At 59.7% G+C, this 20,020-nt stretch carries 18 protein-coding genes; 16 read left to right on the top strand and 2 right to left on the bottom strand.

Annotated elements, in window-relative coordinates; genetic code table 11:
- Positions 1 to 36: 36 nt before the first annotated feature.
- The 4 genes from ACPOL_RS05335 to ACPOL_RS05320 all read left to right on the top strand — a co-directional run bounded on the left by ACPOL_RS05335 (position 37) and on the right by ACPOL_RS05320 (position 3,491).
- Positions 37 to 975, top strand: a complete 939-nt coding sequence (locus ACPOL_RS05335; RefSeq protein WP_114206140.1) for a Cof-type HAD-IIB family hydrolase — start codon at positions 37 to 39, stop codon at positions 973 to 975.
- Entirely contained in the window at positions 975 to 1,772 is a 798-nt protein-coding gene (locus ACPOL_RS05330) for a lytic transglycosylase domain-containing protein (protein WP_236657250.1), read from the top strand. Before ACPOL_RS05335 ends, ACPOL_RS05330 begins: the two co-directional genes overlap by 1 nt.
- The gene (locus ACPOL_RS05325) at positions 1,769 to 2,878 is read left to right on the top strand and encodes a lysylphosphatidylglycerol synthase transmembrane domain-containing protein (protein ID WP_114206139.1); all 1,110 of its coding nucleotides are present in this window, start codon (positions 1,769 to 1,771) and stop codon (positions 2,876 to 2,878) included. Before ACPOL_RS05330 ends, ACPOL_RS05325 begins: the two co-directional genes overlap by 4 nt.
- Positions 2,879 to 3,014: 136 nt before the next feature.
- Positions 3,015 to 3,491 carry a DUF1440 domain-containing protein gene (locus tag ACPOL_RS05320; RefSeq protein WP_114206138.1) on the top strand — a complete coding sequence of 159 codons (477 nt, stop codon included), beginning with the start codon at positions 3,015 to 3,017 and terminating at the stop codon, positions 3,489 to 3,491.
- A gap of 25 nt (positions 3,492 to 3,516) precedes the next feature.
- Here the strand turns inward: ACPOL_RS05320 and ACPOL_RS05315 are convergent, their stop codons facing one another.
- Positions 3,517 to 4,392 (bottom strand): DUF4097 family beta strand repeat-containing protein, encoded by an 876-nt coding sequence (locus ACPOL_RS05315; RefSeq protein WP_114206137.1) that lies wholly within the window; start codon positions 4,390 to 4,392, stop codon positions 3,517 to 3,519.
- A gap of 129 nt (positions 4,393 to 4,521) precedes the next feature.
- On the opposite strand from ACPOL_RS05315, the gene nrdR reads away from it, so the two are divergent.
- The 7 genes from nrdR (at position 4,522) to dapA (ending at position 11,677) form a co-directional block, all read left to right on the top strand.
- Positions 4,522 to 5,001, top strand: a complete 480-nt coding sequence (nrdR, locus tag ACPOL_RS05310) for a transcriptional regulator NrdR (protein ID WP_114206136.1) — start codon at positions 4,522 to 4,524, stop codon at positions 4,999 to 5,001.
- Between the two features lie 68 nt (positions 5,002 to 5,069).
- Positions 5,070 to 6,110, top strand: a complete 1,041-nt coding sequence (locus ACPOL_RS05305; protein WP_114206135.1) for an isocitrate/isopropylmalate dehydrogenase family protein — start codon at positions 5,070 to 5,072, stop codon at positions 6,108 to 6,110.
- Positions 6,107 to 6,901 (top strand): carboxypeptidase regulatory-like domain-containing protein, encoded by a 795-nt coding sequence (locus ACPOL_RS05300; RefSeq protein ID WP_114206134.1) that lies wholly within the window; start codon positions 6,107 to 6,109, stop codon positions 6,899 to 6,901. The genes ACPOL_RS05305 and ACPOL_RS05300 overlap by 4 nt, the downstream gene beginning before the upstream one ends.
- A 108-nt stretch (positions 6,902 to 7,009) precedes the next feature.
- Positions 7,010 to 8,116: an aspartate-semialdehyde dehydrogenase gene (asd, locus tag ACPOL_RS05295; RefSeq protein WP_114206133.1), complete on the top strand. Its 1,107-nt coding sequence runs from the start codon at positions 7,010 to 7,012 to the stop codon at positions 8,114 to 8,116.
- Positions 8,113 to 9,564: a lysine-sensitive aspartokinase 3 gene (lysC, locus tag ACPOL_RS05290; protein ID WP_114206132.1), complete on the top strand. Its 1,452-nt coding sequence runs from the start codon at positions 8,113 to 8,115 to the stop codon at positions 9,562 to 9,564. The genes asd and lysC overlap by 4 nt, the downstream gene beginning before the upstream one ends.
- Positions 9,565 to 9,717: 153 nt before the next feature.
- Positions 9,718 to 10,401 carry a 4-hydroxy-tetrahydrodipicolinate reductase gene (locus tag ACPOL_RS05285; RefSeq protein ID WP_114206131.1) on the top strand — a complete coding sequence of 228 codons (684 nt, stop codon included), beginning with the start codon at positions 9,718 to 9,720 and terminating at the stop codon, positions 10,399 to 10,401.
- Between the two features lie 352 nt (positions 10,402 to 10,753).
- Complete coding sequence (gene dapA, locus ACPOL_RS05280; RefSeq protein WP_114206130.1) at positions 10,754 to 11,677, top strand: 4-hydroxy-tetrahydrodipicolinate synthase; 924 nt, start codon at positions 10,754 to 10,756, stop codon at positions 11,675 to 11,677.
- Between the two features lie 19 nt (positions 11,678 to 11,696).
- Here dapA and ACPOL_RS05275 read toward each other — a convergent pair whose 3' ends face one another.
- Entirely contained in the window at positions 11,697 to 12,230 is a 534-nt protein-coding gene (locus ACPOL_RS05275) for a GNAT family N-acetyltransferase (RefSeq protein ID WP_114206129.1), read from the bottom strand.
- Positions 12,231 to 12,289: 59 nt separating this feature from the next.
- Here ACPOL_RS05275 and ACPOL_RS05270 point away from each other — a divergent pair, with 59 nt between their 5' ends.
- The 5 genes from ACPOL_RS05270 to ACPOL_RS05250 all read left to right on the top strand — a co-directional run bounded on the left by ACPOL_RS05270 (position 12,290) and on the right by ACPOL_RS05250 (position 19,975).
- Entirely contained in the window at positions 12,290 to 13,144 is an 855-nt protein-coding gene (locus ACPOL_RS05270; protein ID WP_114206128.1) for a 2,3,4,5-tetrahydropyridine-2,6-dicarboxylate N-succinyltransferase, read from the top strand.
- A 113-nt stretch (positions 13,145 to 13,257) separates the two neighbouring features.
- The gene (locus ACPOL_RS05265) at positions 13,258 to 14,919 is read left to right on the top strand and encodes a ribonuclease J (protein WP_114206127.1); all 1,662 of its coding nucleotides are present in this window, start codon (positions 13,258 to 13,260) and stop codon (positions 14,917 to 14,919) included.
- 412 nt (positions 14,920 to 15,331) lie between these two features.
- Positions 15,332 to 16,339 carry a tetratricopeptide repeat protein gene (locus ACPOL_RS05260; RefSeq protein ID WP_114206126.1) on the top strand — a complete coding sequence of 336 codons (1,008 nt, stop codon included), beginning with the start codon at positions 15,332 to 15,334 and terminating at the stop codon, positions 16,337 to 16,339.
- Positions 16,340 to 16,376: 37 nt separating this feature from the next.
- Positions 16,377 to 17,252, top strand: coding sequence for an undecaprenyl-diphosphate phosphatase (locus tag ACPOL_RS05255; protein WP_114206125.1), 876 nt, complete (start codon positions 16,377 to 16,379; stop codon positions 17,250 to 17,252).
- A 167-nt stretch (positions 17,253 to 17,419) separates the two neighbouring features.
- On the top strand, positions 17,420 to 19,975 hold the full coding sequence (locus tag ACPOL_RS05250; protein ID WP_114206124.1) for a DNA translocase FtsK: 2,556 nt from the start codon (positions 17,420 to 17,422) through the stop codon (positions 19,973 to 19,975).
- Positions 19,976 to 20,020: the final 45 nt, after the last annotated feature.

The raw sequence follows: 20,020 nt of genomic DNA, 5'->3' as shown, positions 1-20,020 counted from the left end.
TCGTGCTTTCTCGCGGCTCCAGATAGACTTGAGAAGATGACCTCTTTCTCCGGCCCTACCCGTTTAATCGCTATCGACATCGACGGCACCTTGCTCCCCTCCGCAGGCCTTCGTATCAGCGCGCGCAATCAGGAGGCGCTTCGCCGGGCCGAGGCCGAAGGCGTCCATATTGTGGTGGCGACCGGCCGGCGCCAGGCCTATGCGATTCCGGTCCTCGAACTCGCCGGGCTCTCCCCCGAGACCGTCATGATCTCCTCGAACGGGACAGTCACTCGCACCTTCAGCGGGAGACGCATCGATCGCTGGCTCCTTCCCACCGAAACCGCCCGCGCCCTGTGCGCCGAGTTGCGCCAGTTCGGCGGCACCACTGTCTTCACCTTCGACCATGAAGGACCCGGCGAATTGGTCGTCGATTCACTCCAGGCTCTGGAACGAAGCGTCGATAAATGGGTGGAGCAGAACCGCCCTTACATTCGCGAAATCCATCCCCTGGAACTGGCCTTCGACACCGGTCTCGCACCGGTGCAGGGCATGGTCTGCGGCACTGTCGAGCAGATGCGCAATGCCGAACACCGCCTGAACCACAGCGACTTCGTCGGCCTGATCGAGACTCATCGCACCGAATATCCCGGCAACAATCTCTCGATCCTCGACATCCTGCCGCCGGGCTGCTCGAAAGGCTCCGCCATCGGCAGACTGGCAGCCACGTTGGGCGTTCGCCGCGAAGAGATCATGGCCATCGGCGACAACTATAACGATGTCGAGATGCTCGACTACGCAGGTCAACCGGTGCTTATGGGAAATGCGCCTCCCGAGCTGCTGGAGCGGGCCAGGCGTTCAGGCTGGTCGATCACCGCAACCAACGACCAGGATGGCGTGGCGCTCTCGATCATCGGAGCTCTGCAGCGCAACCGCCAGTGGGCCGACGAAGAAGCAAGAGTGCTGGTTGGCCCTGCCGTGGTAGAGTTTCCGTGATGCTGGCTTTTCTTCCATGCAAGCCGAAGTCGGGCAGGCTCACCTCGTTTCTCCTGTTGACGGCTCTCGCCGCCACCGCCATGCCCGCCCTTGCGGCCGATCGCATCGCCGAGCAAGTCACGCTCAAGAACGGCTTTGAGCTGATCTGCGATCACCGCGAACAGGACGGGAACCGGATGCGTCTTTATACAGAACCCGGAACCTCCAATTTCGTCGAAGTCGGCGCCAGCGAAGTGGTTTCAATTGAGGCTGTTACTCTGCACAGTCCGGTCGACGCCACCGTGGGTCCCCTGATCCATCCGAGCCCAGCCAAAACGGAGGTCAGGGCCGACTTGACCAAAGCAGAACTTCACGAGATGCTCGCTACCGCCGGCGCACAACATAATCTGGACGAGAATCTTCTGGCCAGCGTTGTCCGCGCCGAAAGTGGTGGCCACACCCGGGCATCGAGCCGGACCGGCGCGCAAGGCTTGATGCAGCTCATGCCGAAGACCGCCGCGCAGCTCGGCGTCAACGATAGCTTCCTGCCGGAGGAAAATATCGCTGGCGGCACCGCCTATCTGGATGCTCTGTTGACCCGCTACCACGACAACCTCGCGCTCGCCCTGGCCGCGTATAACGCCGGCCCCGGCGCCGTGGACCGCTGGCATGGCGTGCCGCCGTACCGGGAAACCCGTCTTTATATCGCGAGGATCATTCGCGATTTCAACGCCTCCGTCCGAGCGGTTCATGCGAAGAGCAGCCTCGCCTCGGCGACCACATCTGCATCTCTTCTCTCCGGAGCCGTCGCTCCTTGAAGAACAAGCGCTGGATCCTGTGGATTCTGGTCACCATTGCTCTGGTGGTGCTTGCGCTCTTCATTCGTGCCCGCGTCCAGTTCAGCTGGGCGGTCTTTGGCCAGCAGTTGAAGCAGGCTGACTGGCGAAGGTTCGCCATCGCGGTCGCGTTGATCTACGGCGGCTACGTTCTCCGCTCAGTGCGCTGGTCAATCTTTCTGAAGCCGGTGAAGCGCGTCTCGCCCTTCAGCATTCTCGGCTCTCAGGTCATCGGTTTCACCGGCGTAGCGCTCTTCGGAAGGTTGGCCGATCTGGTTCGGCCCTACCTCGTCGCCCGCCGCGTGAACCTGACCGTTGGCTCGCAGGTTGCCGTATATACCGTCGAGCGCATGTTCGATCTGGGCGCAATGGCCTTGATCTTCTCGCTCACCCTGCTCTTCGCTCCTGATCGAAACGCCCTGCCGCATCATGAACTGATGGTGAAGGTAGCCAAGGTCAGCTTCATCGTAACCATAGGGTTAGCTATCTTTGCCGTCTTCGTCAGAGTCTCCGGCGGGGTTCTGGCGGCCTTCACCGAAAAGACGATAGGCGCGCTTTCCCCAGGCATCGGCAAATCCGTGGCTGACAAAATCCGCGCCTTTCGCGATGGCCTCGACACGATCGATTCAGTGACCGACTTCCTGCTCGCCGCTGGCGTCTCCTTGGCCATGTGGGCGCTCATCGTCCTGGCCTACCTGGAGACCCTCTGGGCTTTCACAAATTCGCCGGAGCTGTATCACATGACGCTCGCCCGATGCATGGTCTTGATGGCGGCCAGCATGGGCGGATCAATCTTCCAATTGCCGGTTGTTGGCTGGTTCACGACCATCCTGGCTACCTCGGCCACCATGCACGCCTGGCTAGGCGTAGCTCCTGAACCCGCCCTCGGCGCCGGCGCCATGTTGCTGATTGTCAGCTTCCTCTCGATCGTTCCGGTAGGACTGATATGGTCGCGCTTCGAACACGTCTCGCTCAAGCGCGTCACCGAGGAAAGCGAAGAGGCTGGCGATCGAGAAATTCCAGCCGAGATTGTTGCCGCGGCAACGGCTGCACATCCCTCAGTGTCTGCCCCTCCCCCTTCGCTCTGAGATCCTTCTCTTTGGGATCAAGGTTCCGTCCCCGAATCAAACTTTGAGCCTTTTTCTTGAATGCGGATTCTCTCCGGTTCTGCATCTACTCAATTGAAGTCCATTGGCAAAGCATCCAGTCGGGAGAAGGTAGAAAATGGCGAAAGAAGCAGCAGAAGGGCGGAAGCGCTCCATCATCAAGGGAGCCTTGGCGGGTTTGGTTGGGGGCATCGTCGGTTCGGGGGCAAAGGCACTGGCAGAGAAGATCTATCCGCCTCGAACCGCGGGGCAAACGCCTCCGCCGGTAGTGCTGGCCGAACAGGTCGCCGGACACCCGCTCTCCGAGGGCCAGAGGCAGCTGGCGACCCAAGGTATTCACTGGACCTTTGGAGCGGTCGCAGGAGCGGTCTACGGCGTTGCAGTCGAGATGGAGCCGAAAGCCGCCGCTTGGCGCGGCGCGGGATTCGGCCTGGCGCTGAACCGCCTCGCCCACCAGTCCCTATTGCCGAAAATGGGCCTCTCCGATCCACCCGTCCGCCAGCAAACCCAGGAGCGGCAGAGTGAATGGGTCACTCACGCCATCTACGGCGTAACGACCGAACTCGTCCGCCGTCTGGTGCGGAAAGGGCTTTAAAAGCGTCTTCAGTCAGAGCCGAGCTTCACAAGGAAGACAGATGGACTGTTCCGTCGGAAGTATGAATGCTCAAAAGCGAGCCGCCGCCGTTCAGCTTTCCTCGCACCGAGTGGTCTGATCCGCCATTGCTATGAAACCCGTCCAGCGTCAGCGGCAAATTACAATCGATCTTGCCGTCCGACGTCGAAACGTCCAGGTTGATAGAGAAGTCTTTGGGCAATCGAACGGTCACCGTTCCATCGGAGCTGTGCACGGTTGAGTCATTCTTCAGGGTTGAGCCGCTGGCCAGTTCGAGACTGACTTTTCCGTCGCTGGTGCTGACGTTCAGTCCATCCAATTTGCCTGAAATATTCAGGTCTCCATCGGAGGCGTGTGCGTCGACCGTCCCTGAGATATTGCGTAATTCGGCGCCTCCATCGCTTGATTGGATATGCAAGCTGCCGGAAACATCCGCGACCGTCTGACGGCCGTCGCTCGAATGAAGACTAATCGTCCCGTTGAGCCCGGAAGCATCGAGGTTGCCATCTGCCGTCTCGGCGTGGAGCGTCAGGTTCGCCGGCGTCTCAACCTGGACGCTGACCGGCTCGCCATGCCAGCTCACTCGAACGCGAACCCCGATATGCGGCTTCTCCTTCAGGGAGAAATGAATCCTGTCTCCGCTCTGCTCTTCCTCGATGCGATAGTCGCTCAACTTGCGTTTCGGGGAGTCGATGTGAATGCGTACCGTCTGGCATGCTCCACAAGACTTAATGGCTAAATTGCTGTCCCCGGTCTTGAGCGTCAAGTCCGGTTGGCCGGCGACCGTATAGGTCTTGTCCCAATGCTCCTCACTCTGTGCGGAGGCGGAGAGCGCGAGCGACGTCATGGCGGCGAGTGAAACAGTCAGAACCAGGGCTTTCATGGAGAGCACTCCTTTATGCAGCGTGGTACGCGGAAGCAATCCAGTTCGTTCCCGATTCTGGGAGAATTCCTGCTTTGGTCCGCACCCTGATTGCTTCCCCTGCGTGGCTGTTAAAATCAACCAGACGAGATGAAGTGCCCTTATTGCGGCTTTGCGCAAGATCGTGTGGTGGACTCGCGGGAGAGCAAGGAGGCTGATTCCATTCGCCGGCGGCGCGAATGCGAGAGTTGCCAGAAGCGATTCACCACCTACGAGCGCATCGATGAAATTCCCTACATGGTAGTCAAGAAAGATGGACGCCGCGAGCGGTTCGAGCGGCAAAAAGTGCTCTCGGGCTTGTTGCAGGCCTGTCAAAAGCGTCCGGTCTCGGCAGGAAAGCTGGAAGCGATCGTCGATGAGACCGAGACCTATCTAATGGATTCCCCCGAGCGTGAGCGCACCACGAGCGAAATCGGCGAACTCATCATGTCCCGGTTGAAGGGTCTGGATACGGTCGCCTATATACGTTTCGCGAGCGTCTACCGGGACTTCAAAGACGTGCGCGAGTTCAAGGAAGAGTTGGAACAGTTGCTAAGCCACAAGAGCGCCGCGGCGGCGGCCAAGGAATAGCACGCTGCCTGAGTTTCGCCACAAGGGCGGCGAGTGCATAATCAAGCGCAATTTGAAAGCGAGTGTCAATGAGTGAGGCTGTTGCACGAATCCATGCAGTGACATTAATCCCCGGCGATGGCATCGGACCGGAGGTAACCGATGCAGTCGTCCGCATCTTGGAAGCGGCCGGGAAAGCGACCGGCGTGACCTTCGCCTGGGAGCGGTTTGCCGCCGGCGCCGAGGCCTTCGCCAAACAAGGCGAATACATTCCCCATGAGCTCTCCGAATCGATTGAGCGGACGCGGGTCGGTCTCAAAGGGCCGGTGACCACCCCGATCGGGGGCGGATTCGCCTCGATCAACGTCACCTTGCGCAAGCAGTTCGAGCTCTATGCGAACTTCCGCCCCATCAAGAACCTTCCCGGTCTCGAGACAAAATATCCAGGTGTTGACCTGGTTATCGTTCGTGAGAACACCGAAGGCTTGTACGTCGGTCTCGAGCACGAAGTCGTGCCCGGCGTCGTCGAGTCCATCAAGGTCATTACCGCAAAGGCTTCGACCCGCATCGCCAAGTGGGCGTTTGAGTATGCCCGCAAGCAAAAACGGCGCAAGATCCACGCGATCCATAAAGCCAACATCATGAAGCTCTCCGACGGCCTCTTCCTGAAGTGCGCCCGGGAAGTCAGTAAATCGTATCCGGAGATCACCTACGGCGAGCACATCATCGACAACACCTGCATGCAGCTGGTGATGAACCCGTACCAGTACGACACCCTGGTGATGGAGAACCTCTACGGCGACATCGTGAGCGACCTCTGCTCGGGGTTGATTGGCGGCCTGGGACTGGTGCCTGGCGCGAACATCGGCGACCACGCCGCGATCTTCGAAGCTGTGCACGGTTCGGCCCCCGACATTGCGGGCAAGGACATCGCCAACCCCACCGCGCTGCTGCAATCGGCAGTACTGATGCTGCGGCATCTCGAAGAAGACGCAACCGCCGACCGGATTCAAACTGCGCTGGAGAAAGTCTACGTCGAGGCCAAAACCCTCACCCGGGACGTGCACGGCACGGCGGGAACGAAAGCCTTCGCAGATGCGGTCTTGGCGGCCATGGAGGGAGCAAAATGACGAGGTGGTTCGCTTCCGCGATCTCGATGGTAGCCGTGGTCCTGTTGAGCGCCGGGTGCAACAAGACGGCGAATCGCAGCGAGGTTGCGCCTGGCGCTGGTCCGGCCGCCACCTACACCCAGATCGATGTCAACACCGCCGGCACCATCTCCGGCACCATCAACTTCGCCAAAAAAGCGCCGCCGCGCATTGAGATTGACATGGCGCAGGATCCGGCTTGTTCGCTGAGTTCCGATCCAAACTACTCCGAGCAATACATGATCAAGGACGGCAAGCTGCAGAACGTCTTTATCTACGTGAAAGACGGATTGGGCAACAAGATCTATCCCGCGCCGTCAGCGCCAGTGCAACTCGACCAGAAGGGCTGCCGGTACATACCGCACGTGATTGGCGTCATGGTCGGCCAGCCGGTGGAGTTCACCAACTCCGATCCCACCATGCACAACATCCACACCACCGCCGAGACTCCCACGAATCCTGAAGTCGACATCTCGCAGCCTCCTAAGGGTGGGACGACCCAGCGGGTCTTCGCCAAGCCGGAGTTGATGATCCCGGTGCGCTGCAACAACCATCCCTGGATGAACGCCTTTATCAACGTGTCCCCCAACCCGTTCTACGCGGTTTCGGACCAGAACGGGAGCTTCGTCATTCGCGGACTGCCACCGGGAACTTATACCGTTGTCGCCGTCCATGAAGTGCTCGGGCAGCAGACCGCCCAGGTCACCGTCGCTTCGCACCAAACCGCTACCGTTGATTTCACATATGGTACTGGGAACGGCCAGCTGCGCTAATTGGAGGTAGATTTCTGCCTTGACGAAGTACACTGAAAGACACAGCCTGACCGACTTGAACTCCGAGTCGTTGCGGGGCAAGTCTTTTCTGGGCGGCAGTTAGCGAGAATGCGGCAACGGCGCAAAGTAGGCATCCTGGGCGCAACCGGTATGGTTGGCCAACGGTTTATTCAGCTCTTAGAGAACCATCCCTGGTTCGAAGTCACTTGGCTGGCGGCCAGCGACCGCTCGAGCGGCAAGCCCTATGGCGAGGCCGCGAAATGGAAGCTGGACACTCCGCTTCCCCATAACATCGCGAACATGCTGGTCTCTCCGGCAATCCCGCAAGCGGCGCCAAAGATTATCTTTGCCGCCCTCGACGCCGATATCGCCCGCGAAATGGAGCCCGCCTTCGCCGCTGCCGGCTGCGCGGTCATCTCCAACTCCAGTGCTTTCCGCATGCATCCAGACGTGCCTTTAGTCATCCCCGAGGTCAACGCCGATCACCTCCCGCTGATTGAAGAGCAGCAGTGGCGCAAAGCTTCCGGCGGCTACATCGTGACCAACCCGAACTGTTCGGCAATCGGCTTGGTGCTTGCGCTCAAGCCGATCGCCGAGCGCTTCGGCATCGAAGCCATCTTTGTCAGCACCATGCAGGCGGTCAGCGGTGCGGGCTATCCCGGAGTCGCCTCGCTCGACATCCTCGGCAATGTCGTTCCCTTCATCAAGAACGAAGAAGAAAAGCTGCAGGAAGAGACACTCAAGCTGCTTGGCCGGTGGAATGGCCGTGCAGTTGACCCGCTCGCTGCGAAGCTGAGCGCGCATTGCAATCGCGTTCCCGTCGAAGATGGCCATATGGAGTGCGTGAGCATCAAATTGAGCAAGAAAGCCTCTCGCGAAGAATTGATTGAGGCTTGGCGGGACTTTTCTCCACTCGCCGGCCAGGCTCTTCCAAGCGCGCCTGCGCAGCCGGTCGAGTTCGTCTCTGCCGAGGATCGGCCGCAACCCCGGCTGGACCGGATGCGTGGAAACGGCATGGCCTCGACCGTCGGCCGGCTTCGCCCCTGCAGCCTCTTCGATTGGAAGTTCACGGTACTCTCGCATAACACCATTCGCGGTGCGGCCGGTGCGGCAATCCTCAACGCTGAAATCCTCGAGAAGCTCGGCAAGCTCGATCCGGGGAGCGATTCAGTCGTCGCGGCAAAATCAAACGATCCCGTGGCGGCGCTGGCATGAAGTTCGTCGTCATGAAGTTTGGCGGGACCTCGGTCGAGGACGCCGTTGCCATCGCCCGAACCGCGCGCATCGTCGCCCACCGCCGCTCCCAGGGAGTGCTGCCGATCGTCGTCGTCAGCGCCATGGCGAAGGTCACCGATCAGCTGATTACGGCGGCGCATGCGGCAGGACGAGGCGATCGAGCAGGCGCCCTGGCCATCAGCGCACGGCTTCGCCACCGGCATCACGATACCGCGCGCAAGCTTTTAGCGGACAGCCAGTCCTCCACGGCGACGCCCTCCATTGTTGAGTTTTCCGAGTGGATCGACAAGAAATTTGAGTCGCTCGACGAGATATTCCGCGGCCTCTCGGCAGTCGGCGAGCTCACTGCCCGGACCAGCGACATGGTGGTCAGCTTCGGCGAGCAGCTCTCTAGCCGCATGGTCGCAGCCGGCTTTGCCGCCACCGGTCTCGCCGCCGTCCACGTCGACGCGAAACAATGCATCGTCACCGACGCGCAGCATGGCCGGGCCATCCCGATCGACGCCCTGATCGAGAAACGGCTCGAAGAGTTCGTGCTTCCGCTGCTGAAGGAGAAGAAGCTTCCGGTGATGGGCGGCTTTATCGGTGCGACCGAAGACGGCGTCACCACCACCCTCGGGCGCGGAGGATCGGATTTCACCGCCGCGCTGGTCGGCGGCGGCCTCAACGCTTCGGTGATCGAGATCTGGACCGATGTCAACGGCATCATGACCGCCGATCCGCGTATCTGCCCCGATGCCCTCCGAGTTAAGACGATCAGCTTCGAAGAGGCCGCGGAACTCGCCTATTTCGGCGCCAAGGTGCTCCATCCGGCCACGATCCTGCCGGCGGTGCAGAAAAATATCCCTGTCGCCGTCTTGAATTCGCGAAACCCCGGCAACGAAGGTACCCGCATTACGGCCATGGCGTCTCACTGCCGCAGCCCCTTCAAGTCGATCGCAGTGAAAAAGCGGCTGACCATCATTGACGTTGTCGCCAGCCGGATGCTCATGTCGCATGGATATCTCAAATCCATATTTGACGTCTTCGATAAACACAAATGCGCCGTGGACATGGTCTCCACCTCCGAAGTTAGCGTCTCGCTCACGGTCGATTCCAACGAACGGCTGCCTGAGATCTCCGCCGACTTGAGTAAAGTTGCTGATGTGAAGTACGAGGGTCGTAAGGCGCTGATCTGCATGGTTGGCGAAGACATTCGCGGGCAGAATGGCATTGCCGCGCAGGTTTTTCAAGCCATTCGTCACGTCAACGTCAGGATGATCTCGCAAGGAGCGTCGGAGATCAATATGAGCTTTATGATCGAAGAAGACGATGTCGAGGAAGCGGTGCGCTCTCTCCATGCCGCGTTCTTTCAGGATCCCGACCCCGACGTCTTCGATGTCGAAGCAAGAGTGTCCACCGTCACCGTAGAAGGCGCTGTTAAGTAGCAGGATGGATATTACAGGGCATTCTCCCCATAGTTGGAATGCTTGGAAGGAATCCGGCTTGGCGCTCGCCCGAAACGGAACGCGAAACAGAATCACCGTCGGAGACTACATAGTGACTGCGAGACTGCTCCAGGAAAGTGAGAGCTAAGCGAGATGCTCTTCTTAGTGTTGGGACGTGGCAAGACGGGTAGCCTGGTGGCCGAGGTGGCAAAGGAACGAGGCCACAGCGTCAGGGTCATCGGAGAAGAGGCAAATGTAAATGGGTCGGCCATCACCGCCCCTTTCCTGGCGCAGTTTGACGCCGTCATTGACTTCACCACGCCGGAAGCAGTCATCCCCAACATGCGCGCTTGTCTGGCCACCGGAGCGCACATGGTGGTGGGAACAACGGGCTGGCTCGAGCATCTCAAAGACCTGCGCGCGCTCGCCGAACGCCGCCATGCCGGACTTGTCTATGGCAGCAACTTCTCGATCGGCGTGCATGCCCTCTACAAGGTCGCGCACGAGTTGGCCCAGGCCGCGCCCGGTTTCAAGTTCAGGATCGTCGAAACCCATCACGTCGATAAAAAGGATTCCCCGTCAGGGACCGCTTTGACGTTGAAGCTTGCTCTGGAGTCGGCAAATCCGCATCTGAACGTCCCGATCGAGTCGAAGCGCGAAGGCGACACCCCCGGCATTCACGTCATCGAGTCCAGGACCGACAGCGAAGTCATCGAGCTCCGCCACGAATCCTTCTCCCGGCGCGGCTTCGCCGAAGGAGCCGTCCGCGCTGCCGAGTGGATCTCTACCCGCCAGGGCGTCTTCGAGTTCCGCGATGTCTATGAACAGTTTGATTGAGACTGCCTGCGATAAGCGGCTAGGAATAGCACCGGGAGTCCACACAGAATCAATACCGCAATCAACGCGAAGAACCCAAGGGCAACGATAGCCCCGAGAATCGCCGCCGCGCAAAGAAGGATGCCTACAACGGCAAATCCGCCCAGACACACCATCACCAATGGCAGATTCCGTAACTTCAGCGTTGGCCTCTTGGCTGCTGCTGGGCTTTCTGGGGGCAGTATGATGGGCTGCATACCATTGAGCCTACGCTTTTTTCCCGGCGGCGGCCCCTGCTGCCAAGCACGCCAGCAGCCGATATGAACTCCGCCTGACCCACCCACACCCCCGTTCGCGATAAACTCACAGAGCAATGGAACTCACTGGATGTGGCACGGCGCTGGTAACACCCTTTCGCGCCGATGGCGAATTGGATGAATCGTCCCTGAACGCCCTGGTGGACTGGCAGATCGATAGCGGCATCGATTTTCTCGTCGCTTGCGGGACCACCGGCGAAACCCCCACCCTCAACGATCAAGAATGGCTCAAAGTCATCCGCATCGTTGCCGGCGCTGCTGGCGGCCGCGTCCCGGTTTGGGCAGGCTGCACCCACAACGCTACACGCGAGGCCGTAGCCAAGGCGAAAGCTGCCGCCGAAGTTCCCGGTGTGACCGCGGTGCTGACCGCGAATCCATACTACAACCGGCCTACTCAGGAGGGTCAGTTTCAGCACTTCAAGGCGGTCGCTGACGCAGTTCCGCTGCCGGTGGTGCTCTACAACATCCCGAGCCGCACCGGCGCTAACCTCGAACCCGCCACCATCGCCCGGCTTGCCGAGGCTGCGCCGAATATCGAGGCCGTTAAGGAGTCGAGCGGGCAAATTGGCCAGATTACCGAGTTGATCCACCAGCTGCCGTTAGGCTTCAAAGTCTTTGCGGGGGACGACCCTCTGGCCTTGCCAGTAATCTCGGTCGGCGGAGCGGGTCTGATCTCGGTCGCTTCGAATGAAATTCCCGCCGAGATGGCCACCATGGTCCGGGCCGCGCTGAGCAACGACTGGGACGCCGCGCGCAGTATCAACCGCAAATACTTCCGTCTGATGCAGGCCAACTTCTGGGAGACCAGCCCAGGACCGGTCAAGGCGGTTCTCGCCATGATGGGTCGTCTCTCCGAAGCGTACCGCTTGCCGATGGTCCCCGTCGCTCCAGCAACCAGGCACAAGCTCGAATGTCTTGTTGAGGAATTAGGATTGCGCACCCACGCTCCCCAGCAAGAAGCCGACCAGAGGACGTTCTAGGGAAGGTCCGACCGGACCGCTAAAGCGACAGCCGAAAGAACTCAACCGGCAGCATCGGGTGAGCTCCGAGAATAGGATTGGTGGTATACCGCTCCACCGGCACGAACCCCAGTTCCTGATACATCCGGTTCGCCGAGCGCATCGCGGCCGGCACGGTATCCAGGTACATTGCCGTATATCCCCGCGACTGCGCATAGCGGATCAGCGCCTGCGCAAGCACCAGCCCGATCGACAACCGACGAAACTGCGGGCGGACCCACAGCCGTTTCATCTCGCATGCTGACTCTTCCCGCTCGATTGCCCGCTCCGGTTTGAGCGGTTTCAACGCGACGCAGCCTGCCGGCTCGTCATCTTGAAAGGCGAGCAGGATCACACCAGCCGGCGAGGCGTAAGCTCCCGGCAAGCCAACCAGTTCCTGTTCATAGCTCGAGAGACAGATGTGCTCTTCGCCCAAAGATTGGTTGAGATAAGCCGCGTATTCCCGCAGCAAGAGGCGAGCAATCTCGAGGTCCTCGATCGCTGAGACGGCACGAACTGTGACGGACGAGGCCATGCAGCCTAAGTTTAGAGCAAGGCGCTTCCACGGCGTCCCGAACGCGATATCTTGGAAGCATGACTGAGAAGGACTTCTCTCTGAAAGCCGAGATTGAGCGCCATTTCGCCCTGGGTCCCGCTGCGATCGGCGATGTGGTCGCAATGGACGCCTTCATGGCATTGCGCGAAGCTCTCGAGAAGGGCCTGGTCCGGGCAGCCGAGCCGGACGCCGAGGCGCCGCTCGGGTGGCGAATCAATGGCTGGGTCAAGCAGGGGATTCTGTTGGGCTTTCGCCTGGGGGCGCTTGTCGGCTCCGGTTGCGAGTCGCTCTCTTTTGTGGACAAGCACACCTTTCCGGCGCGCCGGTTTGCCGCCGAGGACGGTGTGCGCGTTGTTCCCGGAGGCTCGACGGTAAGAGCTGGCGCCTATGTCTCCCCGGGGGTCGTCTGCATGCCGCCCATGTTCGTCAACTCCGGCGCCTATGTCGATGAGGGCACCATGGTCGACTCCCATGCCCTGGTCGGATCCTGTGCCCAGATCGGCAAACGAGTTCACCTGAGCGCCGCTGCACAGGTCGGAGGTGTTCTCGAACCTATCAATGCCGCTCCGGTCATCATTGAGGAGGATGTGCTGGTCGGCGGCAACTGCGGCATCTACGAGGGGACCCTGGTGCGCCGCCGCGCGGTGCTCGCTGCCGGGACGATTCTCACCCGGGGAACGCCGGTCTACGATCTCGTCCGCGGCGAGGTCCTGCGGGCCGAAGGAGACTGGCCACTGGTCATTCCCGAAGGCGCCGTCGTGGTGCCGGGTTCGCGAGCCGTAACTCATGGCAAAGGACTCGATTGGGGCGTCTCCCTCTATACTCCCGTCATCGTGAAATACCGGGATCAGAAGACCGAGCTGAGTTCGGCTCTTGAAGACTTGCTGCGCTGAATCCGGCGAGCCTGAAAAAGCGTTCTCTTTCTGGACAAGCACTTTGATCGGAGCCAGTGTCCCCTCCGGGCAGCAAGTGAACCCCGCCCGGCTGTGCTAGGATCGAAGATTCGATGACAGAAAATAAACTTAAGATTATTCCGCTCGGCGGCCTGGGCGAATTTGGCATGAACTGCCTTGCAATTCGTTGGCAGGACGACATTATCGTGATTGACGCGGGATTGATGTTCCCGGAATCCGAGCTGCTCGGCGTGGACATCGTCGTCCCTGACATCACCTATCTGGTGGAAAACCGCCAGTGCGTCCGCGGAATCATCCTCACCCACGGCCATGAAGACCACATCGGCGGCCTTCCGTGGATCCTCTCTGAACTGAACGTGCCGGTCTACGGCACCGAATTCACTCTCGCCTATGTCGAAGGCAAGCTCGAAGAACACAAGCTTCTGGACAGCACCGAGCTCATCGAGATCGCGCCGAAATCCAAGTTCACCATCGGCCCGTTTACCATAGAGCCGATCCGCGTCACTCACAGCCTCGTCGATTGCGTGGCATTGGCAATCGAGACCCCGGTCGGGGTCATCGTCCACACCGGCGATTTCAAGATTGATCTTTCCCCGCCAGATGGCAAGGCCTTCGACCTTCATACCTTTGCCGAATATGGCAAACGTGGCGTTCTGGCGTTGCTTCAGGACTCGACCAATGTCGATCGTCCCGGGTACACCCCGAGCGAATGGGCAGTGAAGCCGCGACTCGATGAAGTCTTCTCCAGGACGAAGAAAAAGCTCTTTTTTAGCTGTTTTTCGTCCTCAATTTACCGCATTCGCATCGCCCTCGATCTGGCCCAGACGCACCACCGCAAGGTCGCCGTCGTCGGGCGATCGATCGTTGAATCCTCCGAGATAGCGCAGGACCTCGGCTACCTGGATATACCGCCGGGTCTGATGATCAATCCCGGCCAGATCAATGATTACGCGCCTGAAAACGTGCTGATCCTGATCAGCGGCACCCAGGGCGAACCGATGAGTGCGCTCTCTCGCGCAGCCGTCGACAATCACAAACACGCCCGCATCGTCTCCGGTGACACCGTGGTGTTGAGTTCGCGGGTGATTCCCGGCAACGAGAAAAGTATTTATCGAGTCATCGACCACTTATGCCGCCGTGATGCCAATGTGATCTTTGATGACGGCGCTTCGGGGCTGATCCATGTAAGCGGGCACGCCAGCCAGGAGGAGCAGCGGCTGCTGATTAACCTGCTGCGGCCCAAATTCTTCATTCCTGTCCATGGGGATTATCGCCACTTGAAGAAGCATGCGCAGGTGGCCGTCGAGACCGGGGTGATCGGACAGGCCATTCTGATTGAAGATGGCGATGTTCTCGAAATCACGCCCAAAGAAGCACGCAAAAACGGCAAAGTTACGGCTGGCCGTGTCTGCATCGACTCCGGATCCAACGTCGATGTCGTCGAGGACATCGTGATCCGCGATCGCCGGCATATCAGCGAAGACGGGATTGTGCTGCCGATCATCACCATCAACAAGTTGAGCGGGAAGGTCGAGAGCCAGCCCGAGGTGGTGACTCGAGGCTTCGCTGCCGTCGACGCAGGGCTTATCGAAAACGCCCGGCAGATTGTCTCAAAGACTCTCGAAGGGTCGAGCTCCGAAGAGAAGGCGGACTACGGCGTCATCAAGGAAAAGGTTCGCGTCGATCTGAAACGATTCATCCAGAAGAACACCAGCAGGCGGCCTTTAATTATGCCGGTGATTCTGGAGATCTGAGTTCCCTCAGTTTGCCCTAACTTCTGGCTCTGCTCCAAGCAGGCGAAGATTTCCGCCAAATCGACATGGATGGGGCTGTTCGCGACCTCAAGCTTCCGCGAAGATATCCAGGCCCGGCTATCGCGCTTCCGCCCAGTACGGGTCCTGGGATCTACGATCCACACTGTGGATACACCCAAGCGGAAGTAGTCCTCTGCGCGTTCCTGAGTGTCGGAGTAGCTGTCGTCGGGCGCTTCCTGAACTCGCCATCGATATACTCGCGATCCGGACGATAGTTCGTCTGCAGGTATTCACCGATCGAGATTCGTACCGCAGTGGACATGATTCTGATTGTATGTCACGCTCGTCACCGAGTCGGCCTGCTGTGCGGCGCTAGAAACGTACGGCATTCCTTGATCGTCTCAAGAGCGTGATGAAGAACCGATCTTTATTCTCAGCAGCCACCCTTTGCGCCATGATTGCAATCACCAGTCCGTCGTGGAGCGAGAAAAAACCTCCGCCACTTCCGGCAGGAACCCTGGCGACAGCCATCCGCGAGACGCTGCTGTTCGTTTCCGCGGACAGCACCTCAGAGAAATTGGCCACAATTACACCGGGGCGCGAAATGGTAATCGTTGAGCGCAACGGCCAATGGCTGCGGGTCTTTGCGAACACCGATGTTGAGGAATCGCACGCCCAGGATGCTCCCGTCTTCGGGGCCGAAGCGGCGCCGCCGCCGATCTCCGGCTGGACAACCAGTAAGGGCGTCATCGCCGCCGACACTCCAAACGGCGATGCGGTGCTGTTTGGTATCGCCGCGAATACGGAAGAGCTGGCCAGTGAGGCCCATGCGCCCAAACGCGCGGCGCAGGACGCGCGGCTGCTCTACCGGAGAATGGCCGAGCTTTTTCCACAGTCAAAGTATGCGGCGGAGGCTGATTGGCGCTCGGCCGATATTCGTTGGCAGTTGGAAAAGGAGGACGCCTTCTCGAGACCCTCCGCTCACGAAAAGGAAAATTACCTTCGCCAGCAACTCGATGAAGATGAGATGAAAAAGATCATCAAAAAATATCCGGGAACGAAGTGGGCCGACTTCGCAGCCTACGACCTCATCGACAACAAGATATGTGGCGACTGGCAAGGCTCTGAGAAATGCCCGGAGAAGGAGTCGGAGCTCTACATCAAATATGCCGATGACCATCCGGAGAGTCCCAAGGCTGCTGAGGCCCTCTACAAGGCTGCTTGGCGGCAAGCCGCTGCCGCCGATATGTATTCCGCCGACAACGAGGATAAAAAAGCCGACGGCGCGCGCGTCCATGCGAAGGACTTAGCAGCCCGGTTGCAGACCAAGTACCCGCAGACGGATTACGTTCCGCGGGCAGCGGGTCTGGTATACAAATTGGAGCAGGGTATTCCCATTTACGGCGTCGACCGCGAATGACGCAGCGACGTGAGACCAGGGAACCTCCGGAGGCTTCTTGAACGATTATCCGATTTCGGTTTTGCTCGGCACTGTAGAAGGCTTAACCGAATTTCTGCCCGTCAGTTCTACAGCCCATCTCCGCATCGCCGAAGCTTTACTGCATCTGGACCTGGCCGATCCATACTGGAAGATGTATACGGTGGTCATTCAATTAGGCGCGATCTTGGCGCTCTTGTCGCTGTTCACAGGACGGATTATTGATTTCTTCCGCACCTTTCCTAAAGGCGAGACCGGCGACCGGACAATCTGGAACCATCCCATTTCGCTGACTGCCATCGCCTTCCTGGTGACCGCTATCCCTTCATTCCTGCTGGCAAAAACCATAGGCAAGCACCTGGAAAGTATCACTGTCATCGCCTGGGCGCTCCTGATAGGCGGTGTCGCCATGTGGGCCATCGATTGGTGGAGCGCTCGACGCGAGTCTCCGACGAAGGACGTCGAACAGATGTCCGTATGGCAGGCGGTCTGGATCGGCGCCTTCCAGGTTCTCTCCGCAGTCTTTCCCGGCACGTCCCGCTCCATGTCGACGATCAGCAGCGGCCAGCTTGCCGGCCTCACTCGCGGTGCGTCACTCGAGTTCAGCTTTCTGGTATCCATTCCGGTGATGGTAGCGGCCACCGGCTATGACCTGCTGAAGTCTCTTCATCCAAAACAAATCGCCGGTGAACCCGCCATTGCCCCCCTGGTGATCACGACTCATGGCTGGATCATCCTTGTCATCGGCCTCATCGTTTCGTTCATCGTTGCATTAGGGGTGGTCGAATGGTTTCTGATCTGGGTGCGCAAGCACGGCTTTGTGCCGTTTGCGATCTATCGGATCATCCTGGGAATCATTCTGCTGGTCTTTGGAGCAGATTTAGTTGGCGGATAAGCGCCTCCCCTGGAGTTTGGAAGTCGGTTCCCCGGCCCCACAAATCTCGAAACCCTCGTCTAGACTCGCTTCGGTTCTGAAATAATGAAGTTGCTCTGGAGGTTCGGGATGCGTTGGGCCGCGCTGGCTGCTGCTGGCATTGCGGTAAGCGTGTCGTTGCGTCTCCCATGAAGACCCTTAGATTCGTTGTCGCCCCTACTCGCAATCGTCGGCTCAACGAGCTTTTAGGCTTGCTGTTGCTGGTTGCTGCTGGCCTCCTTCTTCTCGCGACCCTTTCCTATACACCGACTGATCCCTCGTTGAACACGGCCTCCGGCGCGGCCGGGGCGCATGCAGCCCAAAACTGGGCCGGCATCGTTGGAGCCACGATCAGCGACTTGCTGCTGCAGGTAGAGGGCGTCACCGCCCTCTGGTTTCCTGTTCTGTTAGGGATGCTCGGTCTCTCGTGGGTCCGCTCGCGGCCGGCTGGATCTCCGATCGCCAAATTGGTCGGCGCTGGCCTGATCCTGGTCTTCGGTCCCGCGATCTTCGGATTAATCAGCGCGGCGCGCATCTCTGGCCACTTGCACTGGATGCACGGTCTGCCTATAGAGGGTCTCACCGGACGCCTGGTTGCCGACCTCTTGGTGAAGTACCTGAATTTTCCCGGCGCGTGCATCGTGGCCCTCGCCATGGTTGCCGCTGCGCTCTATCTCTCCACCACCTTCAGCTTCAACACCGCCAGGGAATGGCTGGCCGTACGCCTCGCCTTTGTGCAGGCATGGCGAGATCGTTGGGCGAATTGGAAGGTGGCGCGGGGACGCAAGCGGGAACTACGTGAGGCAGTGAAGGCCGACGCGATCCGCGCCAAGCAGATGGCCAGGGCGGAAAAGTCGGCAGCTAAGGCCGGGAAGATTTCGCCAAAGGAGCAGCGAGCGTCCGAGGCGCTTCCGGCTCGCATCGTCGAACCCGCGGAGCCAATGCCAGGCACACGCCAAGCAGGGTTTGCAGAGATGTATGTTGAACCGCCTCCGGTTGCCGAGGCATGGAACGAGATGCCGCCACCGTCAGTTGATGACTTCGACCCGGAGCCAGAACCTCTCGCTCCGGTGCGCCCGCAGCTCATCGTGCCGCGGCGAGTAGAAGCGCCTCCGGCCCCGGCTGCTCCCCCACCTGCACCAAGGCTCGAACCGAGGTTTGAAGCCCGCAACATCGCAGTTGGCGGACGAGCCGACGCCGAGTCCCGCACGGTGACAGTGACCCCGAAATCGGTCAGCGGCTTCAAGCTGCCGCCAAGTACTCTCCTGCACCGCAGCGACGAGTCGCAGGTGGTTCGCGAAGACGTGTTGCGCACGGAGGCGCAAGTTCTGGTCGAGAAGTGCGGCGAATTCGATGTGCGCGGGCAGGTCGTCCAGATCAATCCCGGACCGGTCGTGACCACGTTTGAGTTTCGCCCCGAAGCCGGAGTCAAATACAGCCGGGTTACCGGCCTGGCCGAAGATCTTTGTCTCGCGATGCGTGCCGAGAGCATTCTGATCGAGCGCATGGCAGGCAAGAGCACGGTCGGCATCCAGGTGCCAAACCAGGAGCGGGAGACCATCTGGCTGCGGGACGTGATCGAATCAGAAGTCTTTCTGCATACCAAATCGAAGCTCGCTCTCGCCATGGGCAAGGACATCAATGGCCGCATTGTGGTCGCGGATCTGGCAACGATGCCCCACGTCTTGATTGCCGGCTCGACCGGCAGTGGCAAGTCGGTGGCCATCAACGCGATGATCATGTCGATCCTTTACAAGGCGACTCCAGAACAAGTGCGCATGATTCTGGTCGATCCGAAGCGAGTGGAATTGGGAATGTATGAAGGGATTCCCCACCTCTTCACCCCGATCATCACCGAGCCGAAGCTGGCCGCCAATGCGTTGAAGAATGCAGTCCGCGAGATGGAGCGGCGGCTGAAGCTGCTTGCCTCGCGCAGCGTCCGCAATATCGATCAATACAACCGGCTCTTTGAGAATGGAACCCCGAGCCTCTTTGAAGATACCGATGAGCAGGAACCACTTCCTTACATCATCATCATCATCGACGAACTCGCCGACCTGATGATGCTCGACAAAGCAAATGTCGAAGAGGCGATTACCCGGCTCGCGCAGATGGCCCGCGCTGTCGGCATTCACCTGATCCTCGCCACCCAGCGGCCATCCGTGGATGTGATTACCGGACTCATCAAGGCCAACGTCCCCACACGCATGTCCTTCCGTTTGGCGACCAAGGTCGATTCGCGGACGATCCTCGATTCGAACGGCGCCGAAGCGCTGTTGGGGCGCGGCGACATGCTCTTTCTTCCTCCGGGAACCTCGCGGGTGCAGCGCGTCCATGCCCCGTTCGTTACCGAGAAAGAGACTGCCGCGGTGGTCGAATTCTGGAAGAATCAAGGCCAGGCTGAGTACGTAGAGAGTTTCCTCGAAGCGCCGAAGGACGACAAAGGCCGTGACCTCGAAGCTGGCGGAGAGGATGCCGATGGCAACGATGAACTCTACGAAGACGGTGTGCGCCTGGTCTTGGAATTCGGCAAGGCCTCGACCAGTCTGCTACAGCGGCGGTTACGAATTGGCTACGGGCGGGCTGCTCACTTGATCGACATGATGGAGCGGGATGGGATTGTCGGTCCAGCCGATGGTTCGAAGCCGCGCGAAATTCTGAAACCGCCAGATTGGCTGAGCCAAGTCGAAGCAGCCATGCGCTAAGTCTCAACGGGACGGCGCAAGATGAAACCGCAACCGCTCCGCGGG

This window comes from Acidisarcina polymorpha (assembly GCF_003330725.1).
Classification (GTDB): domain Bacteria; phylum Acidobacteriota; class Terriglobia; order Terriglobales; family Acidobacteriaceae; genus Acidisarcina; species Acidisarcina polymorpha.
Note: the sequence above shows the minus strand (reverse complement) of the source record. Positions and strands in the feature narration are given on the sequence as shown.

Coding starts and splice junctions, on each gene's coding strand:
- ACPOL_RS05335 (WP_114206140.1), top strand. CDS start 37: ATGACCTCTTTCTCCGGCCCTACCCGTTTAATCGCTATCGACATCGAC.
- ACPOL_RS05330 (WP_236657250.1), top strand. CDS start 975: ATGCTGGCTTTTCTTCCATGCAAGCCGAAGTCGGGCAGGCTCACCTCG.
- ACPOL_RS05320 (WP_114206138.1), top strand. CDS start 3,015: ATGGCGAAAGAAGCAGCAGAAGGGCGGAAGCGCTCCATCATCAAGGGA.
- ACPOL_RS05315 (WP_114206137.1), bottom strand. CDS start 4,392: ATGAAAGCCCTGGTTCTGACTGTTTCACTCGCCGCCATGACGTCGCTC.
- nrdR (WP_114206136.1), top strand. CDS start 4,522: ATGAAGTGCCCTTATTGCGGCTTTGCGCAAGATCGTGTGGTGGACTCG.
- ACPOL_RS05305 (WP_114206135.1), top strand. CDS start 5,070: ATGAGTGAGGCTGTTGCACGAATCCATGCAGTGACATTAATCCCCGGC.
- ACPOL_RS05300 (WP_114206134.1), top strand. CDS start 6,107: ATGACGAGGTGGTTCGCTTCCGCGATCTCGATGGTAGCCGTGGTCCTG.
- asd (WP_114206133.1), top strand. CDS start 7,010: ATGCGGCAACGGCGCAAAGTAGGCATCCTGGGCGCAACCGGTATGGTT.
- lysC (WP_114206132.1), top strand. CDS start 8,113: ATGAAGTTCGTCGTCATGAAGTTTGGCGGGACCTCGGTCGAGGACGCC.
- ACPOL_RS05285 (WP_114206131.1), top strand. CDS start 9,718: ATGCTCTTCTTAGTGTTGGGACGTGGCAAGACGGGTAGCCTGGTGGCC.
- dapA (WP_114206130.1), top strand. CDS start 10,754: ATGGAACTCACTGGATGTGGCACGGCGCTGGTAACACCCTTTCGCGCC.
- ACPOL_RS05275 (WP_114206129.1), bottom strand. CDS start 12,230: ATGGCCTCGTCCGTCACAGTTCGTGCCGTCTCAGCGATCGAGGACCTC.
- ACPOL_RS05270 (WP_114206128.1), top strand. CDS start 12,290: ATGACTGAGAAGGACTTCTCTCTGAAAGCCGAGATTGAGCGCCATTTC.
- ACPOL_RS05265 (WP_114206127.1), top strand. CDS start 13,258: ATGACAGAAAATAAACTTAAGATTATTCCGCTCGGCGGCCTGGGCGAA.
- ACPOL_RS05260 (WP_114206126.1), top strand. CDS start 15,332: ATGAAGAACCGATCTTTATTCTCAGCAGCCACCCTTTGCGCCATGATT.
- ACPOL_RS05250 (WP_114206124.1), top strand. CDS start 17,420: ATGAAGACCCTTAGATTCGTTGTCGCCCCTACTCGCAATCGTCGGCTC.